This window comes from Streptomyces caeruleatus, assembly GCF_001514235.1.
GTDB classification, from domain to species: Bacteria; Actinomycetota; Actinomycetes; order Streptomycetales; family Streptomycetaceae; genus Streptomyces; species Streptomyces caeruleatus.
In genome coordinates this window covers 105,143-128,699 of the sequence record NZ_KQ948941.1, presented here as the reverse complement: position 1 = coordinate 128,699, position 23,557 = coordinate 105,143, and the positions used below count along the sequence as shown (strand labels likewise).

27 protein-coding genes and 2 pseudogenes are annotated in these 23,557 nt (G+C 69.1%); 19 read left to right on the top strand and 10 right to left on the bottom strand.

Annotated features, from left to right (window positions below; genetic code table 11):
- Positions 1-50: 50 nt before the first annotated feature.
- On the top strand, positions 51-389 hold the full coding sequence (locus AQJ67_RS46210; protein WP_079056449.1) for a KTSC domain-containing protein: 339 nt from the start codon (positions 51-53) through the stop codon (positions 387-389).
- Here the strand turns inward: AQJ67_RS46210 and AQJ67_RS38605 are convergent.
- The 3 genes and pseudogenes from AQJ67_RS38605 to AQJ67_RS38600 all read right to left on the bottom strand — a co-directional run bounded on the left by AQJ67_RS38605 (position 323) and on the right by AQJ67_RS38600 (position 1,894).
- Positions 323-1,372, bottom strand: a complete 1,050-nt coding sequence (locus tag AQJ67_RS38605) for a serine hydrolase domain-containing protein (protein ID WP_062724164.1) — start codon at positions 1,370-1,372, stop codon at positions 323-325. The genes AQJ67_RS46210 and AQJ67_RS38605 overlap by 67 nt on opposite strands.
- A pseudogene (locus AQJ67_RS47260) lies at positions 1,314-1,460 on the bottom strand (UDP-N-acetylglucosamine 1-carboxyvinyltransferase); the annotation flags it as partial. The gene AQJ67_RS38605 and the pseudogene AQJ67_RS47260, both read right to left, overlap by 59 nt.
- Positions 1,457-1,894 (bottom strand): ATP-binding protein, encoded by a 438-nt coding sequence (locus AQJ67_RS38600; protein ID WP_062724163.1) that lies wholly within the window; start codon positions 1,892-1,894, stop codon positions 1,457-1,459. The pseudogene AQJ67_RS47260 and the gene AQJ67_RS38600, both read right to left, overlap by 4 nt.
- A 175-nt stretch (positions 1,895-2,069) precedes the next feature.
- Here AQJ67_RS38600 and AQJ67_RS38595 point away from each other — a divergent pair, with 175 nt between their 5' ends.
- The 3 genes and pseudogenes from AQJ67_RS38595 to AQJ67_RS38585 form a co-directional block, all read left to right on the top strand.
- Positions 2,070-3,344, top strand: a complete 1,275-nt coding sequence (locus AQJ67_RS38595; protein WP_079056457.1) for a helix-turn-helix domain-containing protein — start codon at positions 2,070-2,072, stop codon at positions 3,342-3,344.
- On the top strand, positions 3,341-3,889 hold the full coding sequence (locus AQJ67_RS38590; RefSeq protein ID WP_062724161.1) for a flavoprotein: 549 nt from the start codon (positions 3,341-3,343) through the stop codon (positions 3,887-3,889). The genes AQJ67_RS38595 and AQJ67_RS38590 overlap by 4 nt, the downstream gene beginning before the upstream one ends.
- Before the next feature lie 60 nt (positions 3,890-3,949).
- Positions 3,950-4,275: pseudogene (locus AQJ67_RS38585) on the top strand (tyrosine-type recombinase/integrase); the annotation flags it as partial.
- Between the two features lie 55 nt (positions 4,276-4,330).
- Here AQJ67_RS38585 and AQJ67_RS38580 read toward each other — a convergent pair.
- Positions 4,331-4,972 carry a hypothetical protein gene (locus AQJ67_RS38580; RefSeq protein ID WP_078504104.1) on the bottom strand — a complete coding sequence of 214 codons (642 nt, stop codon included), beginning with the start codon at positions 4,970-4,972 and terminating at the stop codon, positions 4,331-4,333.
- 339 nt (positions 4,973-5,311) lie between these two features.
- Between AQJ67_RS38580 and hemL the strand changes: the two genes are divergently transcribed.
- The 8 genes from hemL (at position 5,312) to AQJ67_RS38540 (ending at position 13,499) form a co-directional block, all read left to right on the top strand.
- Positions 5,312-6,631 (top strand): glutamate-1-semialdehyde 2,1-aminomutase, encoded by a 1,320-nt coding sequence (gene hemL / locus AQJ67_RS38575; RefSeq protein ID WP_062724159.1) that lies wholly within the window; start codon positions 5,312-5,314, stop codon positions 6,629-6,631.
- The gene (locus AQJ67_RS38570; protein ID WP_062724158.1) at positions 6,628-7,326 is read left to right on the top strand and encodes a histidine phosphatase family protein; all 699 of its coding nucleotides are present in this window, start codon (positions 6,628-6,630) and stop codon (positions 7,324-7,326) included. The genes hemL and AQJ67_RS38570 overlap by 4 nt, the downstream gene beginning before the upstream one ends.
- A 110-nt stretch (positions 7,327-7,436) precedes the next feature.
- Positions 7,437-8,741: a polysaccharide deacetylase family protein gene (locus tag AQJ67_RS38565; protein ID WP_062724157.1), complete on the top strand. Its 1,305-nt coding sequence runs from the start codon at positions 7,437-7,439 to the stop codon at positions 8,739-8,741.
- A gap of 66 nt (positions 8,742-8,807) precedes the next feature.
- The gene (locus tag AQJ67_RS38560) at positions 8,808-9,410 is read left to right on the top strand and encodes a TlpA family protein disulfide reductase (protein WP_062724156.1); all 603 of its coding nucleotides are present in this window, start codon (positions 8,808-8,810) and stop codon (positions 9,408-9,410) included.
- Position 9,411: 1 nt separating this feature from the next.
- Positions 9,412-10,185, top strand: a complete 774-nt coding sequence (locus AQJ67_RS38555; protein ID WP_062724155.1) for a cytochrome c biogenesis CcdA family protein — start codon at positions 9,412-9,414, stop codon at positions 10,183-10,185.
- 3 nt (positions 10,186-10,188) lie between these two features.
- Complete coding sequence (gene resB, locus AQJ67_RS38550) at positions 10,189-11,925, top strand: cytochrome c biogenesis protein ResB (protein WP_062724154.1); 1,737 nt, start codon at positions 10,189-10,191, stop codon at positions 11,923-11,925.
- Positions 11,922-13,031: a c-type cytochrome biogenesis protein CcsB gene (gene ccsB / locus AQJ67_RS38545; protein ID WP_062724153.1), complete on the top strand. Its 1,110-nt coding sequence runs from the start codon at positions 11,922-11,924 to the stop codon at positions 13,029-13,031. Before resB ends, ccsB begins: the two co-directional genes overlap by 4 nt.
- A 57-nt stretch (positions 13,032-13,088) precedes the next feature.
- Positions 13,089-13,499, top strand: coding sequence for an SRPBCC domain-containing protein (locus AQJ67_RS38540; RefSeq protein WP_062724152.1), 411 nt, complete (start codon positions 13,089-13,091; stop codon positions 13,497-13,499).
- On the opposite strand, the gene AQJ67_RS38535 is transcribed toward AQJ67_RS38540, so the two are convergent.
- The 5 genes from AQJ67_RS38535 to AQJ67_RS38515 all read right to left on the bottom strand — a co-directional run bounded on the left by AQJ67_RS38535 (position 13,486) and on the right by AQJ67_RS38515 (position 16,562).
- Positions 13,486-14,445, bottom strand: a complete 960-nt coding sequence (locus AQJ67_RS38535; protein WP_062724211.1) for an isopenicillin N synthase family dioxygenase — start codon at positions 14,443-14,445, stop codon at positions 13,486-13,488. The genes AQJ67_RS38540 and AQJ67_RS38535 overlap by 14 nt on opposite strands.
- Positions 14,446-14,518: 73 nt before the next feature.
- Positions 14,519-14,977, bottom strand: coding sequence for a nucleoside deaminase (locus AQJ67_RS38530; protein WP_062724151.1), 459 nt, complete (start codon positions 14,975-14,977; stop codon positions 14,519-14,521).
- A 130-nt stretch (positions 14,978-15,107) separates the two neighbouring features.
- Complete coding sequence (locus AQJ67_RS38525; protein WP_062724150.1) at positions 15,108-15,467, bottom strand: hypothetical protein; 360 nt, start codon at positions 15,465-15,467, stop codon at positions 15,108-15,110.
- Positions 15,464-16,069 carry a DUF6232 family protein gene (locus tag AQJ67_RS38520; protein ID WP_062724149.1) on the bottom strand — a complete coding sequence of 202 codons (606 nt, stop codon included), beginning with the start codon at positions 16,067-16,069 and terminating at the stop codon, positions 15,464-15,466. Before AQJ67_RS38520 ends, AQJ67_RS38525 begins: the two co-directional genes overlap by 4 nt.
- A gap of 160 nt (positions 16,070-16,229) precedes the next feature.
- Positions 16,230-16,562, bottom strand: a complete 333-nt coding sequence (locus AQJ67_RS38515; RefSeq protein ID WP_062724148.1) for a PLD nuclease N-terminal domain-containing protein — start codon at positions 16,560-16,562, stop codon at positions 16,230-16,232.
- An 88-nt stretch (positions 16,563-16,650) separates the two neighbouring features.
- Here AQJ67_RS38515 and AQJ67_RS38510 point away from each other — a divergent pair, with 88 nt between their 5' ends.
- Genes AQJ67_RS38510 through AQJ67_RS38500 form a run of 3 tightly spaced genes read left to right on the top strand, consistent with a single transcriptional unit; the run spans position 16,651 to position 19,579 of the window.
- Entirely contained in the window at positions 16,651-18,108 is a 1,458-nt protein-coding gene (locus AQJ67_RS38510; RefSeq protein WP_062724147.1) for a menaquinone biosynthesis decarboxylase, read from the top strand.
- Positions 18,105-19,007 (top strand): menaquinone biosynthesis prenyltransferase MqnP, encoded by a 903-nt coding sequence (mqnP, locus tag AQJ67_RS38505; protein ID WP_062724146.1) that lies wholly within the window; start codon positions 18,105-18,107, stop codon positions 19,005-19,007. The genes AQJ67_RS38510 and mqnP overlap by 4 nt, the downstream gene beginning before the upstream one ends.
- Before the next feature lie 14 nt (positions 19,008-19,021).
- Positions 19,022-19,579 carry a Uma2 family endonuclease gene (locus tag AQJ67_RS38500; protein WP_062724145.1) on the top strand — a complete coding sequence of 186 codons (558 nt, stop codon included), beginning with the start codon at positions 19,022-19,024 and terminating at the stop codon, positions 19,577-19,579.
- Here the strand turns inward: AQJ67_RS38500 and AQJ67_RS38495 are convergent.
- Positions 19,557-20,189 (bottom strand): rhomboid family intramembrane serine protease, encoded by a 633-nt coding sequence (locus AQJ67_RS38495; RefSeq protein ID WP_062724144.1) that lies wholly within the window; start codon positions 20,187-20,189, stop codon positions 19,557-19,559. The two genes, AQJ67_RS38500 and AQJ67_RS38495, sit on opposite strands and share 23 nt — an antisense overlap.
- A gap of 93 nt (positions 20,190-20,282) precedes the next feature.
- Here AQJ67_RS38495 and AQJ67_RS38490 point away from each other — a divergent pair, with 93 nt between their 5' ends.
- The 4 genes from AQJ67_RS38490 to AQJ67_RS38475 all read left to right on the top strand — a co-directional run bounded on the left by AQJ67_RS38490 (position 20,283) and on the right by AQJ67_RS38475 (position 23,542).
- Positions 20,283-20,957, top strand: a complete 675-nt coding sequence (locus AQJ67_RS38490) for a UbiX family flavin prenyltransferase (RefSeq protein ID WP_062724143.1) — start codon at positions 20,283-20,285, stop codon at positions 20,955-20,957.
- Between the two features lie 82 nt (positions 20,958-21,039).
- Positions 21,040-21,495, top strand: coding sequence for an Lrp/AsnC family transcriptional regulator (locus tag AQJ67_RS38485; RefSeq protein WP_062724142.1), 456 nt, complete (start codon positions 21,040-21,042; stop codon positions 21,493-21,495).
- Between the two features lie 81 nt (positions 21,496-21,576).
- The gene (gene mqnE / locus AQJ67_RS38480) at positions 21,577-22,740 is read left to right on the top strand and encodes an aminofutalosine synthase MqnE (RefSeq protein ID WP_062724141.1); all 1,164 of its coding nucleotides are present in this window, start codon (positions 21,577-21,579) and stop codon (positions 22,738-22,740) included.
- Positions 22,741-22,879: 139 nt separating this feature from the next.
- The gene (locus AQJ67_RS38475; RefSeq protein WP_107123094.1) at positions 22,880-23,542 is read left to right on the top strand and encodes a UdgX family uracil-DNA binding protein; all 663 of its coding nucleotides are present in this window, start codon (positions 22,880-22,882) and stop codon (positions 23,540-23,542) included.
- Positions 23,543-23,557: the final 15 nt, after the last annotated feature.

The following is a 23,557-nucleotide window of genomic DNA, read 5'->3' as shown; positions in this document are numbered from 1 at the left end:
GGCGAAAGCTCTGCTTCAGGGCCACACCAGGCAGTACGAAGGGAGATTCCATGCAGCGAATATCTGTCGCTTCCACCAATCTGGCGTCCGTCGGCTATGAGTCGAACTCTAGGACACTCGAAGTTCAGTTCAGGAATGGATCGGTCTATCAGTGTGCGGGTGTGCCCGAGGCGGTTTACAGCGGATTGATGAACGCAGCCAGTAAGGGGAGTTACCTTGACGCCTTCGTAAAGAAGGCGGGTTACGCGGTAGCGAGAATCGCTGGACGTCCTGCCCTTACAGAGTTGGCTCTCGGTCAAGTGCCAAGTCGCTGCTGCCTTGGTCAGACGAAGACGAGAGAGCGGAACTCGTTGCGGACGTGGGTGAGTGGTTCGCGGTCCCGGCTGTAGTAGAGCTTGTTGGTGAGCAGGGCTGCCCAGCGGTCCTTCCTGGGGGACAGCCACATGCCGGTGCCTGTGAAGCCGTAGTGCACCCAGACGTCGTCGGCCTCCGGAGTCGTGCCTGGTGCAGGGTGCCAGAACAGGCCCCGGGCGGGCGTTAGATCCCCGGTGTGGATCTGGAGGGATTCCTTGATCCAGTCCGTGCCGAATCCGGGTGATGCGTTCAGCTGGTTCGGATCGAGGAGATAGCGCAGGAACGTAGCGACGTCGTCGAGGACGGAGAAAGCGCCCGCGATGCCGCACACCCCGCCGAGCAGGCGGGCGGAGAAGTCGTGGGCGGTTCCTTTGAGATGGGTTCCTGCGCTGTCGTCGAGTTCGGTCGGTGCGCAGCGGGCCGCCGCTTCGGGACTCAACGGCCCGAAGCAGGTCTGTGTCATGCCCAGCGGTTCCCAGACGCGGTCGGCCGCGAGCGCATCGAGCCGCTGGCCGGAGAGGTGTTCGGCGAGGTAGCCGAGGATGAGGGCAGCGCGGTCGGTGTATTCCACGGCCTCACCGGGCGGCCGGTGCAGGGCTTCTCGCAGGACGCCGTCGCGGACGTCCTGCGGGTCGGTGCCGTACAGGTTCTTGAGGTTGGCCCGGAGCGGTACGCCGGCGGTGTGGGTGAGCAGGCGGCGTGCGGTCACCTGCGCCAGTGGGCGTCCGCTTACTTCAGGCCAGAAGTCGCCTAGTGGTGCGTCGAGTTGAAGCTTCCCGTCCTCGACGAGACTGCCGATGCTCGACCACACCGCGAGGATCTTGGTGAGGCTGGCGACGTCGAAGACGGTGTCGCGCCGCATCGGCTCGTCGGGCCGTTCGGGATCCAGGACGCCCGTGCTGCCGCTGGCCTGGGTTCCTCGGCTGTCACCGACGGCCCAGATGGCGCCCGGGTAGATCAGGGCGGCCAAGAGCCCCTGCCGCGGCCAGCAGCGGCAGAGCGGCGTTCTTCGAGCCATCCACGGTGACGGTGCCGGTGAGTGGCGGCCCGGGGCGTACGGCGATCACCTCGGCGGCTCGGGTAGAGGTGCTGGTGGGCACGGTCAACTCCTTTGCAGAGGAAGGGAAACGGTCGTCTTCGTCGCCGGGCGGACGGGCAGGGCGATCTCGGCCCAGCAGCGCTTGCCCGTCGGCGTCGGTTCGGCGGCGTACCGGTCGGCAAGAGCGGCGACGAGGAACAGGCCGCGGCCGTTCTCGCTGTGCTCGTCCGGGAGGCCGGGCCGAGGCAGCACCGGACTGGAGTCGCGCACCTCGACGCGCAGGACGGCTGCGAGCAGCTGCACTTCCAGCGAGACCTGACCTTCTCCGGCGTACCGGACGGCGTTGGTGACCAGCTCGCTGATCACCAGCTCGGCTGTGTGCACCACCTCGTCGTCCAGATCCACCTGCCAGCCCTGTATCGCCTCCACGGCCTGGTGCCGGACGAAGGCGACCGCGGTGGGGGTAGCCGGTACGGACAGGGTGAGCTGGTGCGCTGCCATGAGCGGCCTCCCGAGGTTGGTGCGGCCACTTCACGCAACCAGCTCGTAGCAGTGGGTGGTTAGTCCAGGTGCCGGTGGTGCATCGGTTATGCAGGAGCTGCATCACGGCGAAGTACGGCTGATCTACGCTCGGTTGAGCAGGCAGGATCGGCGACGGCAGAAGGGGCCGTGGCAGATGGCCGAAGCACACAGGGAAGCGAGACGGATCGGCGAAGTGATCCGTCAGGCACGAGTGTTACAGCGGCGCTCGCAGAAGGACGTCGCCGCCGCGCTCGGCTACCACCAGTCCAAGGTGAGTCGTCTGGAGGGCGGCCGTGGCACGGAGGACATCCGTGTCCTGCGTGCCGTCGCGCAGGAACTCAAGATCCCCGCCCAACAGTTGGGTCTTGCCACTGCTGTTCCCGACGCCTCCGCCACCGATCCCGAAGCAGACGACATGCACCGCCGTACCTTCCTTGCCGCGAGCATCGCCGCGCTCGCGCCCCCTGCCGCCTCGGCCGCCGCCCACGACGATCTCGTCCAGGCCCTCCTCCCGGGACTGAGCGCGGCGGGTACCGACGCCCCCTTGGACACGATCGCGCTGCGGGAGCGGGTCGGGGCTGCCCGCAAGCTCTTCTACACCTGCGACTACGCGGAGCTGGAGCGCACCCTGCCTGGCCTGATCGCCGACCTCAGACTGGCATCCAGCAGCACGACGGACAGCGATGTGCTGTCCGCGCTGCTGGCCACGACGTACCAGACCTCCACCAGCCTGCTGCTCAAGCAGCACGACCAGGGCAACGCCTGGCTCGCGGTCGGCCGTGCGATGGCCGAGGCCGAACGCTCAGGCGACCCCGTGGTGCTGGCCTCCAGCGTCCGCGTACAGGCCCACGTCCTGGCCCGCGAGAAGCACACCGCCCAGGCCGTCACCCTCGTTCGCCACACGGCCGATCAGCTCACCGGCTCGTACGACCGCCGCTCTCCGAAGGATCTCGCAGCCGTTGGGCTGTTGCTGCTCCGCGGTGTGACCGCAGCCAGCGGTGGTGGCGATCGCGCGGCCACTGATGAATTCCTCGCCGAGGCCAAAGAGGTGGCCCGGTACGTATCCCTCGACCAGCCCGATGCCTGGGCCAACTTCAGCCCAACCAACGTCGCCCTGCACGAGCTCAGCGCCCTGGTGGCCTTCGGCGACTCCGGCCTCGCACTCCAGGCCGCCCGCCCGCTCATGCGTCGGCACATCCCGGTCCCCGAGCGCCGGGCGGCCCTGTGGGTGGAGACAGCCCGCGCCTACAGCCAGCAGGGCCGTCTCTCCGACGGTTACCAGGCCCTGCGCATCGCCGAGACCTGCGCCGCCCAGGATGTCCGCCGACCCGCCGTCCGCGACCTGGTCGCCGACATGGCCGCCCGCGATCGCCGCCGTACTCTGCCGGAACTGCACCACTTCAGCCGCCAACTGGGAGTCCCTGCGTGAGTGAGCCGAACGACCCGGAGAAGAAGCCCTTCCTGTACGTCGTCGTCTGCGCCTGCGGCATCGCCGGCGACGTCGGCAAACTGATCACCGCTGCGCAGGGGCAGCACTGGGACGTCGGCGTCATCGCCACCCCGCAGGCACTGGGCTTTCTCGACACCGAGGCGATCGAGGCGCAGACCGGCTACCCCCTCCGCTCCGCCTGGCGAACGCCCGGCGAGGCGCGCCCACTGCCGCCCGCCGATGCCATCGCGGTCGCGCCGGCCACCTTCAACACGGTCAACAAGTGGGCGGCAGGGATCTCCGACACCCTGGCGCTGGGCATCCTGTGCGAGGCGTACGGCATGGGCATCCCGACCGCCGTCCTGCCGTATCTGAACTCGGCGCAGGCCGCCCACCCCGCCTATCACCGCAGTCTGGACTGCTTGCGGGAGATGGGTGTGCTGATCGGTTCGTACGAGCCGCATCGTCCGAAGGCCGGGGGCGGGGCGGACCGCTTCCGCTGGGAGGAAGCGGTGGAATTGCTCACCCCCAAGCTGTCCGCCTAAGCCTGATCAGCGCCGTCGTGTCGGATTCGGCGGAGATTGGACGGGTGGGGTGGGGCGCTGCGAGAGCGCGGGGCGCGCTACCTCCAGGCGGCTCCGGAAGACGGCATACACGCCCTCCGGCACGCGTACGCCTCCGTGCTCCTGGACGCGGGGGAGAGCATCAAGGCGCTCTCCGAATACCTCGGCCACTCGGACCCGGGCTTCACGCTGCGGACGTACACGCACCTGTTGCCGTCCAGCGAGACCCGCACCCGCAAGGCGATCGACGACGTCTTCGCAGAAGCCGAGGCAGAAGCCGAGGGCGACCGGCCGGCACTCAGGGCACATCAGTGCCCCCAGCGGAACCCATGTGCCCTGGCCGCCTGACGGCCTCTCTCCGCACATGACGAGGGCGGGGTCAGAAACCCCGCCCGAAACCCCCGAAACCCCTGAAACCCCAGGTCACGGCCAAACCAGGCAATAAGGCTGATGCCCCGCCTCATGCAACCGATGGCTGAAGTCCTGCCACTCATGCAGCAGCTGGTACACGTTGAACGCATCCCGGGGCCCGCCCCGATCCGGCACCGTCGACCAGATGAACGCCGCGGCGCCCACCGCTTCCTCTCCTATGCCCCGCAGCGGGTCGACCACCGTCATCGGGAGCTTGACCACCGCGTAGTCGGGGTGGAGGACGACCAGCTCCAGGGGCGGGACCTTGTGCAGGGGGACACCCTCGATGCCCGTGAGGACCATCGCGGCCATCGTCTCCGGCTTGATCTTGGTGAACATGCCGTTCATGCCGAGTTCGTCGCCGCCGAGTTCTTCGGGGCGCATCGAGATCGGGACACGGGCCGCGGTCGCACCGTCCGGCGCGCCGAAGTACTTGTACGTCACCCCCACCCGACCACCATTCCTGCTCGCCCTCAGCCGATCACTGTGACGGTCGGCCCGCTCTGATTCGTTCGGTACACCCGGCATATCCGGTACTACGTGTCCCTGACGTGCTTCGTTCGAATCCTCCGCGTCGCGCCGGTGCCTTCCCCGCCGGGCACGTCGAGGACCCAGGTCATCAGTCCCCTCGCCCAGCCCGCCACCGCGATGCATATCTCCACCCGACTGCTTTTCTAGGACGCCTGACGCCCGCCGCGCAACCCGATCATCGTGTCAGTGACCTCCCCCACGGCCGCCCGCCGAAACGTGCGTTGAAACACCTGTCCGCAGGATCTTTTCAGTCCCCGACCATCACGCCCCGCATGAGCTGTGTGTATCACGCCCAGTCTCGCAGATCGCGGGCGGAGAGCCGCCGGGAAGTGGACAGCGGGGGAGGCGCGGGGAGCCCGTCCGGCGGGGCGGCGGCCGTCCCGCGGCCGCGACTCCCCGCTGGCCTACCCTGAGGAGGTCACTGCCCATCGGAGCCCGAGAAGGTCGGAGAAGTCGCAGGCCATGAGCGAATCGCCCTATCCATACGAAGCACCGGCCTCGCAGGCCCTGTTCGACCGTGCGGCAATCGTCACACCCGGCGGCGTGAACTCCCCGGTCCGCGCCTTCCGTGCCGTGGGCGGTACGCCCCGGTTCATGGTGTCCGGCACCGGTCCGTACCTGACCGACGCCGACGGACGTGAGTACGTCGACCTCGTCTGCTCCTGGGGCCCCATGATCCTCGGGCACTCCCACCCGGACGTGATCGCCGCCGTCCAGGACGCCGTCTCCCGCGGTACCTCCTTCGGTACGCCCGGTGAGGGCGAGGTCGCGCTCGCCGAGGAGATGGTCGACCGGATCGAGCCACTGGAGCAGGTGCGGCTGGTCTCCAGCGGGACCGAGGCCACCATGTCGGCCATCCGGCTCGCCCGCGGGTTCACCCAGCGGACCAAGGTGATCAAGTTTGCCGGGTGTTATCACGGGCACGTCGACTCGCTGCTGGCCGCGGCCGGGTCCGGCGTCGCCACCTTCGCCCTGCCCGACACCCCCGGCGTCACCGGCGCCCAGGCCGGCGACACCATCGTCCTCCCCTACAACGACCTCGAATCCGTCCACGAGGCCTTCCACCGCTACCCCGGCGAGATCGCCTGCGTGATCACCGAGGCCTCGCCCGGCAACATGGGCGTCGTCCCGCCGCGGCCCGGCTTCAACGAGGGACTGAAGGACGCCTGCCGCAAGAACGGCGCCCTCTACATCTCCGACGAGGTCATGACCGGTTTCCGGACCAGCCGCGCCGGGTGGTACGGCATCGACGGGGTCAAGCCCGACCTGATGACCTTCGGCAAGGTCATGGGTGGTGGCTTCCCGGCCGCAGCCTTCGGCGGGCGCGCCGACGTGATGGCCCACCTCGCCCCGGCCGGGCCCGTGTACCAGGCCGGCACCCTCTCCGGGAACCCGGTCGCCACCGCGGCCGGCCTCGCCCAGCTGCGGCTCCTCGACGAGGCCGCGTACGACACGGTCGACGCCGTCTCCGCGCAGATCCAGTCGCTCGTCACCGAGGCCCTCGCCAAGGAAGGCGTCGCGCACCGGCTGCAGAACGCCTCCAACATGTTCTCCGTCTTCTTCACGGACCGGGAAGTGCGCACCTACGAGGACGCCAAGCGCCAGGAGTCCTTCCGCTTCACCGCCTTCTTCCACTCGATGCTGGCGCAGGGCGTCTATCTGCCGCCCTCGTCCTTCGAGTCCTGGTTCGTGTCCACGGCCCATGACGAGCGGGCCGTCCAGCGGATCGCCGACGCCCTCCCGGCGGCGGCCCGAGCGGCGGCGGAGGCCACGGCGGCATGAGCGACAACCTCACGACCGAGAACAGCGACGTCACCGTCGTCCACGTCATGCGGCACGGCGAGGTGGCCAACCCGGACGGGATTCTCTACGGCCGTCTCGCGGGGTACCACCTCTCCGAGCTCGGGCGGCAGATGGCCGACCGGGTCGCCGAGCATCTCGCCTCCCGCGATGTGACGTACGTCTGCGCCTCCCCGCTGGAGCGGGCGCAGGAGACCGCGACGCCGATCGCCAAGGCGCACGGTGTTGACCTGGCGACCGACGCGCGGCTCATCGAGGCCGACAACGTCTTCCAGGGCAAGACCTTCGGCGTCGGGGACGGGGCGCTGAAGAAGCCGGAGAACTGGAAGCACCTGGTCAACCCCTTCAAGCCGTCCTGGGGTGAGCCGTACGTCGACCAGGTCGTGCGGATGATGGGCGCGCTGGACTCCGCCAAGGACGCGGCGCGCGGGCACGAGGCGGTGCTGGTCAGCCATCAGCTGCCGATCTGGATCGTGCGCAGCTATGTCGAGAAGCGGCGGCTGTGGCACGACCCGCGCAAGCGGCAGTGCACGCTCGCGTCCCTGACGAGCTTCACGTACCAGGGCGACCGGATCGTGTCCGTCGGCTACAGCGAGCCCGCCATCGACCTCGTCCCTGCCCATCTCCGCGCCGGCGCCAAGCCGGTGAAGGGGAAGGACAAGGCCTTCGGCGCCTAAGACACGTTTGTGACATTTGTTTCGGTTCCTCCGCGATAGGGAGGAACCTCCCCGTTCGTCGTGCCCTCTGGCTGGGTGACCACCACAGAAGCACGACGGACGGGGCAGCAATGCGCAACTTCAGCCGCAGGGGAGTCATCGGACTCGGTGCCGGAGCGGCCGCCGCCCTCGGACTCGCGGGATGCGGCACGCTCACCTCGTCAGACGGGTCGGACCAGGCCGAAGGTTCCAGCGGCGGTACGGGCAATCAGCCCGGCGCCCAGACCCACCGCACCCGTCCCATAGGCGACGGCTCCACCTCCTACACCGGCAAGCAGCCGAACCAGCCGGGCAAGCCCGAGCCGCTGGAGCCGGGGCAGGAGCCGCCGCAGTTCGTCGTCTTCTCCTGGGACGGCGCCGGCGAGGTCGGCAACGGCCTCTTCCCGCGCTTCCTCGAACTCGCCAAGGAGCACGAGGCGCACATGACCTTCTTCCTCTCGGGGCTGTATCTGCTCCCCGAGTCGAAGAAGCGGCTCTACGAACCGCCGAACAACCCGCGCGGCGCCTCCGACATCGGCTACCTCACCGACGAGCACATCAAGGCGACGCTGAAGAACGTCCGCCAGGCCTGGCTCGACGGGCACGAGATAGGCACCCACTTCAACGGCCACTTCTGCGCCGGCAACGGCACCGTCGGCAACTGGACCCCGCAGCAGTGGCGCAGCGAGATCGACCAGGCCAAGGCCTTCGTCAAGGAGTGGCGGACCAACTCCGGCTGGACCGACCTGCCCTCGCTGCCCTTCGACTACGACAAGGAGCTCGTCGGCGGCCGTACCCCCTGCCTCCTGGGCCAGGACAACCTGCTGCCCACCGCCCGCGAACTCGGCTGGCGTTACGACGCCTCCTCGCCCGGCGGCCGCCAGGTGTGGCCGCAGAAGAAGCAGGGGCTGTGGGACCTGCCGTTGCAGCAGATACCTTTCCCCGGCCGTTCGTTCGAGGTCCTCTCCATGGACTACAACATGCTCGCCAACCAGTCGATCAACTCGACGAAGGCACCCAGCCACAACTACCCGGGCTGGCGACAGCAGTCGGCGCAGGCGTACATCCAGGGATTCAAGCGGGCGTACGAGACAAACCGCGCACCCTTCTTCGTGGGCAACCACTTCGAGCAGTGGAACGGCGGCATATACATGGACGCCGTCGAGGAGGCCCTGAAGCACATCGCGCGGGAGAAGGAGAAGGGAGCCGACATCCGGCTCGTCTCCTTCCGGCAGTTCGTGGACTGGATGGACGTGCAGAAGCCGGATATTCTCGACAAGTTGCGCACGCTGGAGGTCGGACAGCAGCCCGTCGGCGGCTGGAAGACCTTCCTGCAGGGCAGCCAGGGCGGCCAGGGTGGCCAGAGCGCTTCCGCGGGCACGCAAAACGCCGCCTGAAATGCGGGTCTACGTCCGGGAGGGGGGTGCCAAAGATCCCCGGAACGGGCATGCGAAACTTTTCACATGAGTGCCGCCAGCCGCGCCCGTAGCCGTACCGCCCTGCTCACCACAGCCGCCGCCGTGGCCGCGCTGACCCTGTCCGCGTGCAGCTCCGGCGGTACGTCGGGCGGTGGGGGCGACACCGGCTTCGTGCCCGGCGACAACGGCATCGACACGGTCGCCCAGGACAAGCGGGCGGTGGCGCCGGTCCTCTCCGGCGAGACGATCGACGGCAAGCAACTCTCCACCGCCGGCACCAAGGGCAAGGTCCTCGTCATCAACGTATGGGGATCGTGGTGCCCGCCCTGCCGTGCCGAGGCGAAGAACTTCCAGACCGTCTACGACGACGTCAAGGGCCAGGGCGTCGAGTTCGTCGGCATCAACACCCGGGACACCAACACCACCGTCGCCAAGGCCTTCGAGAAGGAGTTCGGGATCACCTACCCGAGCCTCTACGACCCGACGGGCAAGCAGATGCTCCGCTTCAAGAAGGGCACGCTCAACCCGCAGGCGATCCCCTCCACGCTCGTCATCGACCGCAAGGGCAGGCTCGCCGCGCGTGCGCTGACGCCGCTCAGCGAGGAAACCCTGCGCAGCATGCTCAAGCCCGTCCTCGCGGAGAAGTGACGTGAGCGCACTGACCACGCTCGCCGAGGTCGCCGGTCGCAACGAGACGGTGATGAGCGGCGCCCTGCTGCTCGCCCTGCCCATCGCGCTGCTCGGCGGCCTCATCTCCTTCTTCTCCCCCTGCGTGCTGCCGCTGGTCCCCGGCTATCTCTCCTACGTCACCGGAGTCACCGGCACCGACCTGGCCGAGGCCCGACGCGGACGGATGGTCGCGGGCGCCTCCCTGTTCGTGCTCGGCTTCACCGCGGTGTTCGTCTCCAGCGGAGCGCTGTTCGGCTACTTCGGCGACACCCTCCAGGAACACAAGGACGTCCTGACCAGGGTGCTGGGCGTGCTCATGATCGTCATGGGCGTCTTCTTCATGGGGCTGATGCCCTGGATGACCCAGCGTGAGTTCCGCTTCCACAAGCGACCCGTCACCGGGCTGGTCGGCGCGCCCTTCCTCGGCGCGCTGTTCGGTATCGGCTGGACGCCCTGCCTCGGGCCGACGCTGACCTCGGTGATCGCGCTGTCGTACAACGAGGCGAGCGCCGGCCGCGGCGCAATACTGACCGTCGCCTACTGCCTGGGCCTCGGCCTGCCCTTCGTGCTCGCTGCCGTAGCCTTCCGCAAGGCCCTCGGCGCCTTCGCCTGGGTCAAGCGCCACTACGTCTGGGTGATGCGCATCGGCGGCACCATGATGATCGCGACCGGTGTGCTGCTGCTGACCGGCGCGTGGGACCGCATCGTGCAGGAGATGCAGGTCTGGTCCACCGGCTTCAGTGTGGGGATCTGATCGATGAGCGAGACGAAGACCGGAGCGCCCGACACCACGTCGGCCGCGGCTGACGAGGACCTGGGCGCCGCGGGCTCCCAGCTCTCCACCGCCCCCGCGGAGGACGCCCCCAACCTGCCGGCCCTCGGCGTCACCGGCTGGGTCCGCTGGTTCTGGCGGCAGCTGACCTCCATGCGGGTCGCGCTGCTGCTGCTCCTGCTGCTGTCCCTCGGCGCGATCCCCGGCTCGCTCATCCCGCAGACCGGGATCGACGAGACCAAGGTCGCCGAGTTCCGCAAGGCGCATGAGACGCTCGCGCCGGTCTACGACAAGCTCGGGCTCTTCCACGTCTACAGCTCGGTGTGGTTCTCCGCGATCTACATCCTGCTGTTCGTCTCCCTCATCGGCTGCATCATCCCGCGCACCTGGCAGTTCGTCGGCCAGCTGCGCGGCCGGCCGCCGGGCGCGCCCAAGCGGCTGACCCGGCTGCCCGCCTACACCACCTGGCGCACCGAGGCCGAGCCCGAGCAGGTCCGCGAGGCCGCGCTCGCGCTGCTGAAGAAGCGCCGCTTCCGCGCCCACCTCGCCGGTGACGCCGTCGCCGCTGAGAAGGGCTATCTGCGCGAGGTCGGCAACCTCGCCTTCCACATCGCGCTGATCGTGATGCTGATCGCCTTCGCCTGGGGCCAGCTGTTCAAGTCCGAGGGCAACAAGCTGGTCGTCGAGGGCGACGGGTTCTCCAACACCCTCACCCAGTACGACGACTTCAAGTCCGGCAGCCTGTTCACCCAGGACGACCTGGACCCGTTCAGCTTCAACCTGAAGAACTTCGTCGGCAGCTACGAGCCGTCCGGCCCCAACCGGGGCACCCCGCGCGTCTACAAGGCGGACCTCACCTACAGCGTGGGCTCCTCCGACCAGGAGAAGAAGACCACCATCGAGGTCAACGAGCCGCTGGAGATCGGCGACTCGAAGGTCTACCTCGTCAGCCACGGTTACGCCCCCGTCGTCACGGTCCGCGACGGCAAGGGCAAGATCGTCTACCAGGACGCGGTCCCTCTCCTTCCGCTCGACGGCAACGTCACCTCCACCGGCGCGATCAAGGTCATGGACGGCTACCGCAACGCCAAGGGCGAGCGGGAGCAGCTCGGCTTCCAAGCCTTCTTCCTTCCGTCGTACGGCGGCGCGGGCACCGCGGTCGTCTCCCAGTTCCCCGCCCTGCTGAACCCGGTGCTGAACCTGGAGGCGTACCACGGCGACCTCGGGGTGGACGCGGGCATCCCGCAGAGCGTCTACCAACTGGACAAGAAGAACCTGAAGGGCTTCAAGGACGCCAAGGGCGCCCAGGTCCGGGAGAACCTGAAGCCCGGCGAGACCATGAAGCTCCCGAACGGCGCCGGCTCGATCACCTTCGAGAAGGAGATCAAGGAGTGGGCCGGCTTCCAGGTCGCCCGCCAGCCCGGCAGCGGCTGGGCCCTCGCCGGTTCGCTCGCCGCGATCTTCGGTCTCGCCGCCTCCCTCTTCATCCAGCGCCGCCGCGTGTGGGTGCGGGCCACCACCGGCAGCGACGGCGTCACGGTCGTCGAGATGGCCGGCCTCGGCCGCAGCGAGTCCGCCAAGGTGCCGGAGGAACTCGGCGACCTCGCCGGGATCCTGTACGAGCAGGCTCCGGGCGCACCCGACCCCGACGACGACCCCGCAGATTCCGCAGCTTCCCCCGACCCCCAAGTCGCACCCGCCGAAGGGGCTGACAGCAAGTGACTCTCGCCGCCGCGACCGAGTTGGCCGCCGCCACCAACGAAAACCTCGCGAACATCAGCAACACGCTGATCTACTCGTCGATGGCCGTCTACACCCTGGCCTTCTTCGCGTACATCGCCGAATGGCTCCTCGGCAGCCGCAGCAAGGTCGGCCGCACGGCCGCCGCGCTCACCCCGGCGAAGGCCGGGACGGGCGGGAAGGCCGACCCGCCCGCCGTCACCGTGAAGAAGGGCGGCTCCACCGCCGTACTGGAGCGGCCGACGGTCGTCGTGCGGGCCGCGGCCGGCCAGCGGGACGTGCCGGACGGGCCCGGGGCGCACGGCGGGGACGCGCAGGGCGACCTCTACGGGCGTATCGCCATCTCCCTCACCGTCCTCGCCTTCCTGGTCGAGTTCGGTGGTGTGCTCACACGGGCTCTGTCGGTGGAGCGGGCGCCGTGGGGCAACATGTACGAGTTCAACATCACCTTCTCCACGGTCGCCGTCGGTGTGTACCTCTCCCTGCTCGCGCTGAAGAAGAACGTGCGCTGGCTCGGGCTGTTCCTGATCACCACGGTCCTCCTCGATCTCGGCCTCGCCGTCACTGTCTTGTACACCGCGAGCGACCAGTTGGTTCCCGCTCTTCACTCGTACTGGCTGTACATCCACGTCTCGACCGCGATCTTCTGCGGCGCGGTCTTCTACGTGGGCGCCGTCTCCACGCTGCTCTACCTCTTCAAGGAGTCCTACGAGAACAAGCTGGCGAACGGCGGCACCCCGGGCCGTTTCGCGAACTCCGTCCTGGACCGGCTGCCCGCCTCGGCGTCCCTGGACAAGTTCTCCTACCGCGTCAACGCCGCCGTCTTCCCGCTGTGGACGTTCACGATCATCGCGGGCGCCATCTGGGCGGGCGACGCCTGGGGCCGCTACTGGGGCTGGGACCCCAAGGAGACCTGGTCCTTCATCACCTGGGTCGCCTACGCCTGCTACCTGCACGCCCGCGCCACGGCCGGCTGGAAGGGCCGCAAGGCCGCCTACCTGGCCCTGATCGCCTTCGGCTGCTGGCTCTTCAACTACTACGGCGTCAACATCTTCGTCTCCGGCAAGCACTCCTACGCCGGGGTGTGAGTCCGGGGGCGCCCGGAGCGGGGTGCGTCTCGCGCCCCGCGGGGTCAGGCTGGTGTCATGACCGGTTCGGTGGAACAGGGCATCAGCCAGACCCACGGAAACACGCACATCCTGCACTTTCTCGTGCGGCTTCCCCAGGCCATGGAGACCGTCTGGCCCGCGCTGACCACCCCGGAGGGGCTCGCGTCCTGGTTCACGGCCGCCGACGTCCTGGAACCCCGGCTCGGCGGCGCGGTCACGTTGCGTGACATCGGGTCGGGTTCGATCACCGCGTGGGACGTGGAGCGGGTCGCCGAGTACACGGTGGAGGCCGGCGGCCGGCTCAGGTTCCATCTGGAGCGGGACGGGGACGAGGGCAGCGTGCTGCGCTTCACCCACGAGTTCCAGGGCGAGGAGGAGTCGGAGCCCCGGTGGCGGGCGCGCTTCGAGCGGCTGATCGGCGTACTCGAAGAGGTCAGTCCACGGTGATCGAGTCCAGCTTCTCCCGCAGATACACATGCGAGTCGACCGGCTCGTACGCCACCCGCCCCACCGGAGCCGGCACGGACTCCACGAGCGTGCCGGGCGTGCACTCGCCGAAGTAGACGAGGGACATCAGCTCCTCGGCCGGCGCGTCCGCGGGCGGCGGCAGCACCCGGTGCCGCCCCGACCGCCACCGGTCACCGGTCCAACGGGCCATCAGGTCCCCGATGTTGATGGTGAACGCCTCCGGGTTGAAGGGCGCGTCCTCCCACCCGCCGTCGTCCGTGTAGACCTGCAGCCCGCCCTTGCCGGCCTGCCGGTCGAGGATCGTCACGGTGCCGAAGTCGGTGTGCGGCCCGATGCGGAACTGGCCGGGCTCCGGGGTGCCGATCACCGCCGTCCCCGGGTACCAGTTGATGTTGAAGCCGTACGTCGGACGGTCCATGTGCCGGGCGAAGAAGTCGGGTTCGAGGCCGAGGGCCTCGCCGAGCAGGGAGAGCAGCTGGTTCTCCAGCTCGGCCATCCGTGCCAGGTACTCCTCGCACAGCGACCGCAGTTCGGGTGTCTCCGCCGGCCAGACGTTCGGCGCGTACCACTCGGCGTTGATCACCGGGTCGTCGAAGGGCTCGTGCGTGGCGAAGGTGAGCGACTCCTTCAGGTCCGGCGGGGTCTCGGTGCCCTCCGCGTACCCGTTGGCCTCCGCGCCGGGGCCGAGCCAGCCGCGGCCGCCGACCTTCGCCGCGTACGCCTGCTTGACCTCGACGGGGAGCGTGAAGAAGGCGCGGGCCGCCGCGCGGATGCGGGCGCGCAGGGCCGGGTCCACGCCGTGCCCGGTGACCAGGAGGAATCCGGCGGTCTGGAGGGCCTCGTCGACGGTGCGGGCGATGGCCCGGCGGGTTTCGGTGTCGCCGTCGAGCCAGGGGCGCAGGTCGATCGTGGGGATCCGGGGGATCTGACTGCTGCCGGGTGTCTGAGCGCTGCCGGGCGTCCGAAGGGTGCCGGGCGTCTGGCTGGTGCTGAGGTGGTCACTCACCGATGTCCTCGTTCCACAGGTCGGGGTGGTCCTTGGTGAAGCCGCGCATCAGCCCGACGCAGCCGGGATCGTCGAGGAGCACGACCTCCACGCCGTGCTCGGCCAGCCAGTCGTGCCCGCCGGTGAAGGTGACCGCCTCGCCGATCACCACCCGGGAGATGCCGAACTGCCGGATCAGTCCCGAGCAGTACCAGCAGGGCGAGAGCGTGGTCACCATGGTCGTGCCGCGGTACGACCGCCGCCGCCCCGCCGCCCGGAACGCCGCCGTCTCCGCGTGCAGCGACGGGTCCCCGTCCTGGACGCGCCGATTGCGGCCGCGCCCCAGCAGCGTCCCGTCGGCCCCGTACAGCGCGGCGCCGATCGGGATGCCGCCCTCGGCGAGCCCGGCCCGGGCCTCGGTGACGGCGGTGGCCAGCCAGGCACGGGCCGTCGCCTGATCCAAGAGCTCCATCCTCACGACTCTCCTGTGCTCGGAACACGAGGCCAATGTGCGGAATGTACCCACGCCGCACGCCCGACGTGCTTCAACGACGGAGCGTCACCCACGGAGCGGCTGCCGGACCGGAGGGGAGGCCTGCTGACTACTGACCGCCGAGCAGCCCGAGGACCCGGTTGACCGCCTCCAGCACCGGCTGCCCCACCGCGCCCACCGTCGCGGCGATGCCCGCGATGGCCATCAGGGCGCGGTGCCGGTCCTGCGGTTGCGCCGCGGTGTCGGGGCTGAGGGCCGGCACGGAGTCCTCGATGGTCCGGGCGCTGGCGGCGGGCACCCGGGTGCGCAGCTCCTCGACGAGCCGCAGCAGTTCCTGGACCGCCGCCAGCATCTCGGCGGACGCCGCCGACGCGTCGTCGGACACCATCTGCCGCTTGTCGATGCCGACGTTGTCCCGGCCGCCGTGCATGGTCACGCTGTCGCCGAAGTAGTAGTTGTCGCCGCTCACCCGTGCGCCACCCCCACGTTGCCCGTGCCGCCGTACATGTTGACGTTGTCTCCGAAGTAGTAGTTACGTGGGTTGACCATGAGCCGGTCCACCCTGACCTGGAACTCCACCTCGGGGTTCTCGATCGCCTGCACGATCGAGCCGACGAGCTGGTCCAGTTGGCGCGGGTCGGCGCTCGTGACCATGGCGATCGACGGGCCGGACGTCTCGACGGCCAGGACGTACTGCGAGGACGCCGTGAGGACGGACACCAGCTCCACGATGCTGAAGGCCAGCGCGGCCAGCGCGCCCAGCCAGACGAACGTGAGGATCGTGCCGCCCGCGCCCTCGTTGGCGATGCTCGTGAGACCGCCGAGGATCGTCAGGGCGAACGCCACCGACAGGATGATCCCCACGCGCTTCACGAAGAGCAGGGTGGCTTCCTTGCGCCGGGGCGTGAGCGTGTACGTGTACACGCGCGTGACGTTCTCCAGCGGATACGCGGCCCCGTCGACCCACAGCAGCCGCTTGCCGACCCGCAGGTCGACGGCGGTCGCCGCGCGGGGCGGAAACGCGGGCGGTGACGGTATGTCATGGTGTCCGGGCGGTTCGGTTCTCTCCATCGGTCCCCCTGAGGTATGGGCGCGGATGGCCCATCACTGACGCCGATTACTGCCTGATGGTCATTAACTACTCGAAGTGGCGTCGGTGCAAGCGAGTAACCGGAGTCAACTGTGAGGCAGTCGTGGAGAGTTGAGGCAGAGGCGAGGCCGCGCGAGGCTCTCAGGGTTCGTCGCGCTTGGGGCCGTCACCGTTCTTCTTGTCGTCGTCGTCCTCGTCCAGGGACTTCAGGAACTCGGGGTTGTCGTCGGGGGCCACCCACTGCCGACGCTCGCGCTGACGGTCCCGCACGCCGGACCAGCCCTCGGCGGCCGGGCTGCGCTTCTTGCCCGCGATGAGCCAGGAGATCGAGCCGACGAGGGGGAACACCAGGACGAGGATCGCCCAGAGCGGCTTGGGCATGTGGCGGATGTCGTCCTCCTTCGTGCTGATGCAGTCGATGAACGCGTACACGCTCAGCGCCAGTGGTACGAGGAACATCAGCACCCGGAGCATGGGCCCTCTCCAGCGAAACGGTCGTCGGGGCCGGGGGCGCGGCCCCCGGGTTCAGGGCCAGAGTAGCCGCTCGGGGATACTTGACCCCATGGCTTACGACGATCTTCGTTCCCTGCTCAGGGCACTGGAGCGCGAAGGAGACCTCAAGCGCGTCAAGGCTGAGGTCGATCCGTATCTGGAGGTCGGGGAGATCGTCGACCGGGTCCAGAAGTCCGGCGGTCCGGCGCTGCTCTTCGAGAACGTGAAGGGCTCCTCGATGCCCCTCGCGATGAACGTCTTCGGCACCGACCGGCGCCTGCTCAAGGCCCTCGGCCTGAAGTCGTACGGCGACATCTCCGACAAGATCGGCGGCCTGCTCAAGCCCGAGCTGCCGCACGGCTTCGTCGGCGTCCGCGAGGCCTTCGGCAAGCTCGGCGCGATGACGCACGTACCGCCGAAGAAGGTGAAGTCGGCGGGCGCGCCGGTGCAGGAGGTCGTGCTGCACGGCGACGAGGTCGACCTCGACAGGCTGCCGGCCCTGTTCACCTGGCCCAAGGACGGCGGCTCCTTCTTCAACCTGGGTCTCACCCACACCAAGGACCCGGAGTCCGGCGTACGGAATCTCGGCCTGTACCGCCTCCAGCGCCACGACAAGCGCACCATCGGCATGCACTGGCAGATCCACAAGGACAGCCGCAACCACTACCAGGTGGCGGCGCGGCGGGGGGAGCGGCTGCCGGTCGCCATCGCCTTCGGGTGCCCGCCCGCCGTGACGTACGCCTCGACGGCGCCGCTTCCCGGTGACATCGACGAGTACCTGTTCGCGGGGTTCGTCTCGGGCAAGCGGATCGAGATGGTGGACTGCAAGACCGTTCCGCTCCAGGTGCCGGCGCAGGCGGAGGTCGTGCTGGAGGGGTGGCTGGAGCCGGGGGAGATGCTGCCGGAGGGGCCGTTCGGCGACCACACCGGCTTCTACACGCCGCAGGAGCCGTTCCCGGCGCTGAAGATCGACTGCGTGACGATGCGCCGTCGCCCGCTGCTCCAGTCGATCGTCGTGGGCCGGCCCCCGACGGAGGACGGACCGCTGGGCCGTGCGACGGAACGCTTCTTCCTCCCGCTGCTGAAGATCATCGTCCCGGACATCGTGGACTACCACCTGCCCGAGGCCGGCGGCTTCCACAACTGCGCGATCGTCTCGATCGACAAGAAGTACCCCAAGCACGCCCAGAAGACGATGCACGCGATCTGGGGCGCCCACATGATGTCCCTGACCAAGCTGATCGTGGTCGTCGACTCCGACTGCGATGTCCACGATCTGCACGAGGTCGCCTGGCGGGCGCTCGGCAACACGGACTACGCCCGCGACCTGACCGTGGTCGAGGGCCCCGTCGACCACCTCGACCACGCCTCCTACCAGCAGTTCTGGGGTGGCAAGGCGGGGATCGACGCCACGAAGAAGTGGCCCGAGGAGGGCTACACCCGGGACGGCGGCTGGCCCGACATGGTGGAGTCCGACCCTCAGACGGCGGCGAAGGTCGACCGCCGGTGGAAGGAGTACGGACTGTGAGCAGCGCCTCCGCCGCGATCCCGCAGCCAGGACGTACGAAGGCGTTCCTGCGCCTTGTGATGATCGAGCACTCCGTGTTCGCGCTGCCCTTCGCGTACATCGCCGCGCTGACGGCCATGTTCCAGCTGGACCGGAACATCCACTGGGGCCGGCTGCTGCTGGTCACCGTCTGCATGGTGGGCCTGCGGACCTTCGCCATGGCGGTCAACCGGATCATCGACCGCGAGATCGACGCACGGAACCCGCGCACCGCCCACCGCGAGCTGGTGACCGGCGCGATGTCGGTCCGGCACGCCTGGACGGGCGCCCTGATCGCCCTGGTGGTCTTCCTGGGCTCGGCGGCCCTGCTGAACCCCCTGTGCCTGGCCCTCGCCCCCATCGCGGTGATCCCGATGGTGGTCTACCCCTACGGCAAACGGTTCACGAACTTCCCGCAGGCCATCCTGGGCCTCGCCCAGGCCATGGGCCCGGTCGGCGGCTGGCTGGCGATCACCGGGTCCTGGTCCTGGGACGCGGTGATCCTCGGCCTCGCGGTGGGCGTCTGGATCGGCGGCTTCGACCTGATCTACGCCTGCCAGGACGTCGACACCGACCGCGAGACCGGCGTCATGTCGGTCCCGGCCCGCTTCGGCATCCCGGCCGCGATCTGGGGCGCGCGGGTCTGCCACGCGATCACGACGGCCCTGCTCGTCTGGTACGCCCTCGCCACGGACGCGGGCTCCTTCTTCTGGCTGGGCCTGCTGATCGTGGCCGGCGCGTTCGGGTACGAGCACTCGATCGTGCGGCCTCATGACCTGTCGCGCCTGAACAGGGCCTTCTTCAGTGTCAACGGGTTCATCGGGATTGCCCTCTTCGTGTGTGCGCTGCTTGATCTCTTGGTTCGAGGTCTGACCGTGTGACTACGGTGCGGGCCATGAACCGACTGCACTCGCAACTCGCCCGGTTCGAGGACGCGTTCCCCGGCTTTCGTACGGAGATCGTCGAGGGCGACGTGGTGGCGAGTCCCGTCACACCGCATCACGGGATGACGATCCACAGGGTGTGGAGCGCCCTCGAACCGCAGGTCGGTGACAGCTGGGGAGTGACGAGCGATGTCGCCTTCCCCTTCGACGAGGAGAACGAGTTCTGCCCTGACCTGGCCGTCATTCCGGCAGCGGAGGTCGCGAAGAACCAGATCTCCTACGCGCCTGACCTGATCGAGATGGTCATCGAGGTCGTCTCACGAGGCAGCAGCCGCCGCGACTACGAGATCAAGCCTCGCCGGTACGCCGCTCAAGGCATCGCCAACTACCTGATCTTCGACCCGCTCAAGGGCCACTGCGTCGCCATGTGGAACCCGGGCCCCGACGGCTACCGAGGCCGCGACACCATCCCCTACGGCCCCGACCTCACCGCCGACTCGCCGCTCGGCAAGCTGACAGTTCCCACCGCGAGCCTCCCCGTCGACCCTAAAGCCCGCCCCCGGCCCTGAGCGCCGGACCGGATGCCCGGCGCCCCAGCACGAACGCCGCCGCGACCCCCGCCACCAGCCCCACCAGATGTCCCTGCCAGCTGACGCCGGACTGGGTCGGGGCGAGGCCCGCCAGTATGGAGCCGCCCCAGACGGCGGCCACCAGCAGGCCGGCCAGGACGCCGAGCGGGCGGCGCTCCACGAAGCCGGTGACCAGGAGGAAGCCGAAGAGGCCGAAGACCAGGCCGGAGGCGCCCGCGGTGTTGGTGTCGGGCGGCGATATCAGCCACACCCCGAGGCCGTCGGCGACGATGATCAGGGCGCAGACCACGACGAACCGGCGTATACCCCCAAGGGCCGCGAGGAAGCCGAGGACCAGCAGCGGCACGCTGTTCGCGGCGACGTGGGCGAAGCCGAAGTGGACGAAGGACGCCGGGACGACGTCCACCAGCTCGGACGGGGTGCGCGGGACGATGCCGAAGCCGTCGAGGACGTGTCCGCTGACCACGTCGACCACTTCCAGCAGCCACAGCAGCGCGACCCAGCCCAGCATCAACTTGGCCGCGGCCTTCGCGCGGGCACCCCGCGGCCACGCGCCCTCCGCACCCCGCGGCACCGGCGTACCAGCCATCGCGACCCCACCCCCGTCAACTCGTCCCCTCCAGGGAACGCCCGGCCCCCCTTGGTCGGTTCCCACCCGGCGGCGCCGGATAGGCTCGGTGTCGTGAACCCAGTCAAGCCAGGAGAGACGCCGCGTACGCCTTGGATCGTAGGGGTGTCCGGCGCTTCCGGCACTCCATACGCCGCCGCGGTGCTGCGTGCGCTCCTCGCCGCCGGGGAGAGTGTCGACCTGGTCGTCAGCCGGGCGTCACGGCTCACGTTGCTCGACGAGACGGGGATCCCGTTCCGGGACGCCCACTGGCAGGCCGACCTGCGCGAATGGCTGTCGCGCGGAGCCGACGGCAAGCCCGGGACCTTCGAGGTCGACATCGCAGGCGTACGGCACTGGAGCGCGGGCGACCTCGCGGCGGGGCCGTCGTCCGGGTCGTACCCCGTCAAAGGCATGCTGATCGTGCCCGCCTCGACGGCCTGCGTCGCGGGCGTCGCGCTCGGGCTGTCCAAGGATCTTCTGCAGCGCGCGGCGGGCGTCACCCTCAAGGAACGCCGCAAGCTGGTCGTGGCCGTACGGGAGACCCCGCTGAACGGCCAGACCCTCCGGCACCTCGTCGCACTGGACGACGCCGGCGCCAGCGTCGTACCGGCGTCCCCGGGCTTCTACGCGGGCGCGACCCACATCCAGGACCTCGTGGACTTCGTCGCCGGACGCGTGCTGGACGCCGCGGGCGTCGAGCACGGGCTGTACCGGCGGTGGAAGGGCGAGCTGGGGAACGGCACATAGGGCACGACGGGCAAGCAGCAGTACCTCTCGTCACTTGACTCTCATCACTTCTGGAACTCTTCAGCGGAAGGCTTCGAATCGCATGGACGCGGTGGACAGGCAGCTCATCCAGGCCCTGAGGGAGAACGGCCGGGCCTCCTACGCGGAGCTGGGACGCCTCGTCGGCCTGTCGGGACCCAGCGTCACCGACCGCATCAACCGGCTGGAGGCGGCCGGCGTCATCACCGGCTACCGCGCCACCGTCGACGCCGCCTCGCTCGGCCTCGGCGTCACCGCGCTGATCGGCATCTCCCTCTCCGACGCCACCGACCACGAGGACGTCGCGAACCGCCTGCGCGACCTGGGCGAGATCGAGGACTGCTGGTTCATCGCGGGCGACGACTCGTACATGCTCAAGGTGCGCGCGGCCGACGTGGACGGCCTGGAGAAGATCATCCGACGGCTCAGCGGCACCGTGGGCGTCTCCCGGACCCGTACGACGATCGTGCTCTCCACCAAGTGGGAGAACCGGGTCGGGCAACTGCCTGAAGAGGCGTAGGCGCGGAGCGCGTTCGGGGGTCCCGCCGCCCGGAGGGTGGGGGAGTACGGTTGACGAAGTCTGTCTAGGAGAGGTGCACGCATGGACGTCGGGCTCAAGCGCGAGCTGGAGGAGAAGGTCCGCTCCGGTGAGCGGCTGTCCCGTGAGGACGGCATCGCGCTGTACGAGTCGGACGACCTGGCGTGGCTCGGCGGGCTCGCGCACGAGGTGCGGACGCGCAAGAACGGCGACGTCGTCCACTTCAACGTCAACCGGCACCTCAACATGACGAACGTCTGTACGGCCTCCTGCGCGTACTGCTCCTTCCAGCGCAAGCCGGGGGAGAAGGACGCGTACACGATGCGGATCGAAGAGGCCGTCAAGCTCGCCAAGGCGATGGAGTCGGACAACCTCACCGAGCTGCACATCGTCAACGGCCTGCACCCGAACCTCCCCTGGCGCTACTACCCGCGCTCGCTGCGGGAGCTCAAGGCCGCCCTCCCGGACGTCTCGCTGAAGGCCTTCACGGCGACGGAGATCCACCACTTCGAGACGATCAGCGGCCTGTCCGCCTCCGAGATCCTGGACGAGCTGATCGACGCGGGCCTGGAGTCGCTGACCGGCGGTGGCGCCGAGATCTTCGACTGGGAGGTCCGTCAGCACATCGTGGACCACCGCACCCACTGGGAGGACTGGTCCCGCATCCACCGCCTGGCGCACGAGAAGGGTCTGAAGACCCCGTGCACCATGCTCTACGGCCACATCGAGGAGCCGCGGCACCGCGTCGACCACGTTCTGCGCCTGCGTGAGCTCCAGGACGAGACCGGCGGTTTCCAGGTCTTCATCCCGCTGCGCTACCAGCACGACTTCGTCGACATGAAGGACGGCAAGGTACGCAACCGCCTCCAGGCGCGCACCCAGATGGCGACCGGCGCGGAGGCCCTGAAGACCTTCGCCGTCTCCCGTCTGCTCTTCGACAACGTCCCGCACGTCAAGGTCTTCTGGGTGATGCACGGCGTCCAGACCGCCCAGCTGGCCCTCCAGCACGGCGCCGATGACATGGACGGTTCGGTCGTCGAGTACAAGATCACGCATGACGCCGACAACTACGGCACTCCGAACAAGCTGACCCGTGAGGATCTGCTGGACCTGATCCGGGACGCGGGCTTTCGGCCGGTGGAGCGGAACACGCGCTACGAGATCATCCGGGAGTACGAGGGCCCGGATCCGGCGCGCCGGGAGTCGCCGCAGCCGATGCGGGTCTGATGTGCGGGGGGCGGGACTGTCCCCACCTCCAGGGGCGCGGGGCTGTGTCGATATGCGGCTCCGCCGCGTGGGCGCGACCAGCCCCCACGCACCCGCGGACGACATGGGTCCGAGTCCCTGCGGCGGGTACTCGGACGCCATGGTGACCACCCGAGCGCCTGAGGACGCCTACACCGCGGAACCGTTCGTCCCGGAGGGGGCCCGGGGCCTTCCCACGCTGCGCCGGGCCGCCGCCGATTGCCGGGGCTGCCCGCTGCACCGGGACGCCACACAGACGGTGTTCGGCGCCGGGACGGCCCACGCGCGCGTGATGCTCGTCGGCGAGCAGCCCGGCGACCAGGAGGACCGGCAGGGCAAGCCCTTCGTGGGGCCCGCCGGCAAGCTCCTCGACCGGGCTCTCGCGGAGGCCGGGATCGATCCCGGCGAGGCCTATGTCACCAACGCCGTCAAGCACTTCAAGTTCACGCAGGCCGAGCCCCGCAAGCGCCGCATCCACAAGGCGCCCACCCTGCGTGAGATGACGGCGTGCGGGCCCTGGCTGGCCGCCGAGCTGGCCGTTGTCGAGCCCGAGCTGATCGTGATCCTGGGCGCCACCGCGGGCAAGGCGCTTCTGGGATCGTCGTTCCGGGTCGGGGAGGCACGCGGGGCGCTGCTGGAGCGGGAGGTCCACGGCCGGCCTGAGAAGCTGGTGGCCACGGTGCATCCGTCGTCGGTGCTGCGGGCGCGGGACGACGCGGACCGCAAGGCGGCCTACGAGGGCCTGGTCTCCGATCTGAAAGTGGCGGCACGAGCCCTGTCGTAATGGTTACGATGGCGT

Coding starts and splice junctions, on each gene's coding strand:
- AQJ67_RS46210 (WP_079056449.1), top strand. CDS start 51: ATGCAGCGAATATCTGTCGCTTCCACCAATCTGGCGTCCGTCGGCTAT.
- AQJ67_RS38605 (WP_062724164.1), bottom strand. CDS start 1,372: ATGGCTCGAAGAACGCCGCTCTGCCGCTGCTGGCCGCGGCAGGGGCTC.
- AQJ67_RS38600 (WP_062724163.1), bottom strand. CDS start 1,894: ATGGCAGCGCACCAGCTCACCCTGTCCGTACCGGCTACCCCCACCGCG.
- AQJ67_RS38595 (WP_079056457.1), top strand. CDS start 2,070: ATGGCCGAAGCACACAGGGAAGCGAGACGGATCGGCGAAGTGATCCGT.
- AQJ67_RS38580 (WP_078504104.1), bottom strand. CDS start 4,972: ATGCATCGCGGTGGCGGGCTGGGCGAGGGGACTGATGACCTGGGTCCT.
- hemL (WP_062724159.1), top strand. CDS start 5,312: ATGAGCGAATCGCCCTATCCATACGAAGCACCGGCCTCGCAGGCCCTG.
- AQJ67_RS38570 (WP_062724158.1), top strand. CDS start 6,628: ATGAGCGACAACCTCACGACCGAGAACAGCGACGTCACCGTCGTCCAC.
- AQJ67_RS38565 (WP_062724157.1), top strand. CDS start 7,437: ATGCGCAACTTCAGCCGCAGGGGAGTCATCGGACTCGGTGCCGGAGCG.
- AQJ67_RS38560 (WP_062724156.1), top strand. CDS start 8,808: ATGAGTGCCGCCAGCCGCGCCCGTAGCCGTACCGCCCTGCTCACCACA.
- resB (WP_062724154.1), top strand. CDS start 10,189: ATGAGCGAGACGAAGACCGGAGCGCCCGACACCACGTCGGCCGCGGCT.
- AQJ67_RS38540 (WP_062724152.1), top strand. CDS start 13,089: ATGACCGGTTCGGTGGAACAGGGCATCAGCCAGACCCACGGAAACACG.
- AQJ67_RS38530 (WP_062724151.1), bottom strand. CDS start 14,977: ATGGAGCTCTTGGATCAGGCGACGGCCCGTGCCTGGCTGGCCACCGCC.
- AQJ67_RS38520 (WP_062724149.1), bottom strand. CDS start 16,069: ATGGAGAGAACCGAACCGCCCGGACACCATGACATACCGTCACCGCCC.
- AQJ67_RS38515 (WP_062724148.1), bottom strand. CDS start 16,562: ATGCTCCGGGTGCTGATGTTCCTCGTACCACTGGCGCTGAGCGTGTAC.
- AQJ67_RS38510 (WP_062724147.1), top strand. CDS start 16,651: ATGGCTTACGACGATCTTCGTTCCCTGCTCAGGGCACTGGAGCGCGAA.
- AQJ67_RS38500 (WP_062724145.1), top strand. CDS start 19,022: ATGAACCGACTGCACTCGCAACTCGCCCGGTTCGAGGACGCGTTCCCC.
- AQJ67_RS38495 (WP_062724144.1), bottom strand. CDS start 20,189: ATGGCTGGTACGCCGGTGCCGCGGGGTGCGGAGGGCGCGTGGCCGCGG.
- AQJ67_RS38485 (WP_062724142.1), top strand. CDS start 21,040: ATGGACGCGGTGGACAGGCAGCTCATCCAGGCCCTGAGGGAGAACGGC.
- mqnE (WP_062724141.1), top strand. CDS start 21,577: ATGGACGTCGGGCTCAAGCGCGAGCTGGAGGAGAAGGTCCGCTCCGGT.
- AQJ67_RS38475 (WP_107123094.1), top strand. CDS start 22,880: ATGGTGACCACCCGAGCGCCTGAGGACGCCTACACCGCGGAACCGTTC.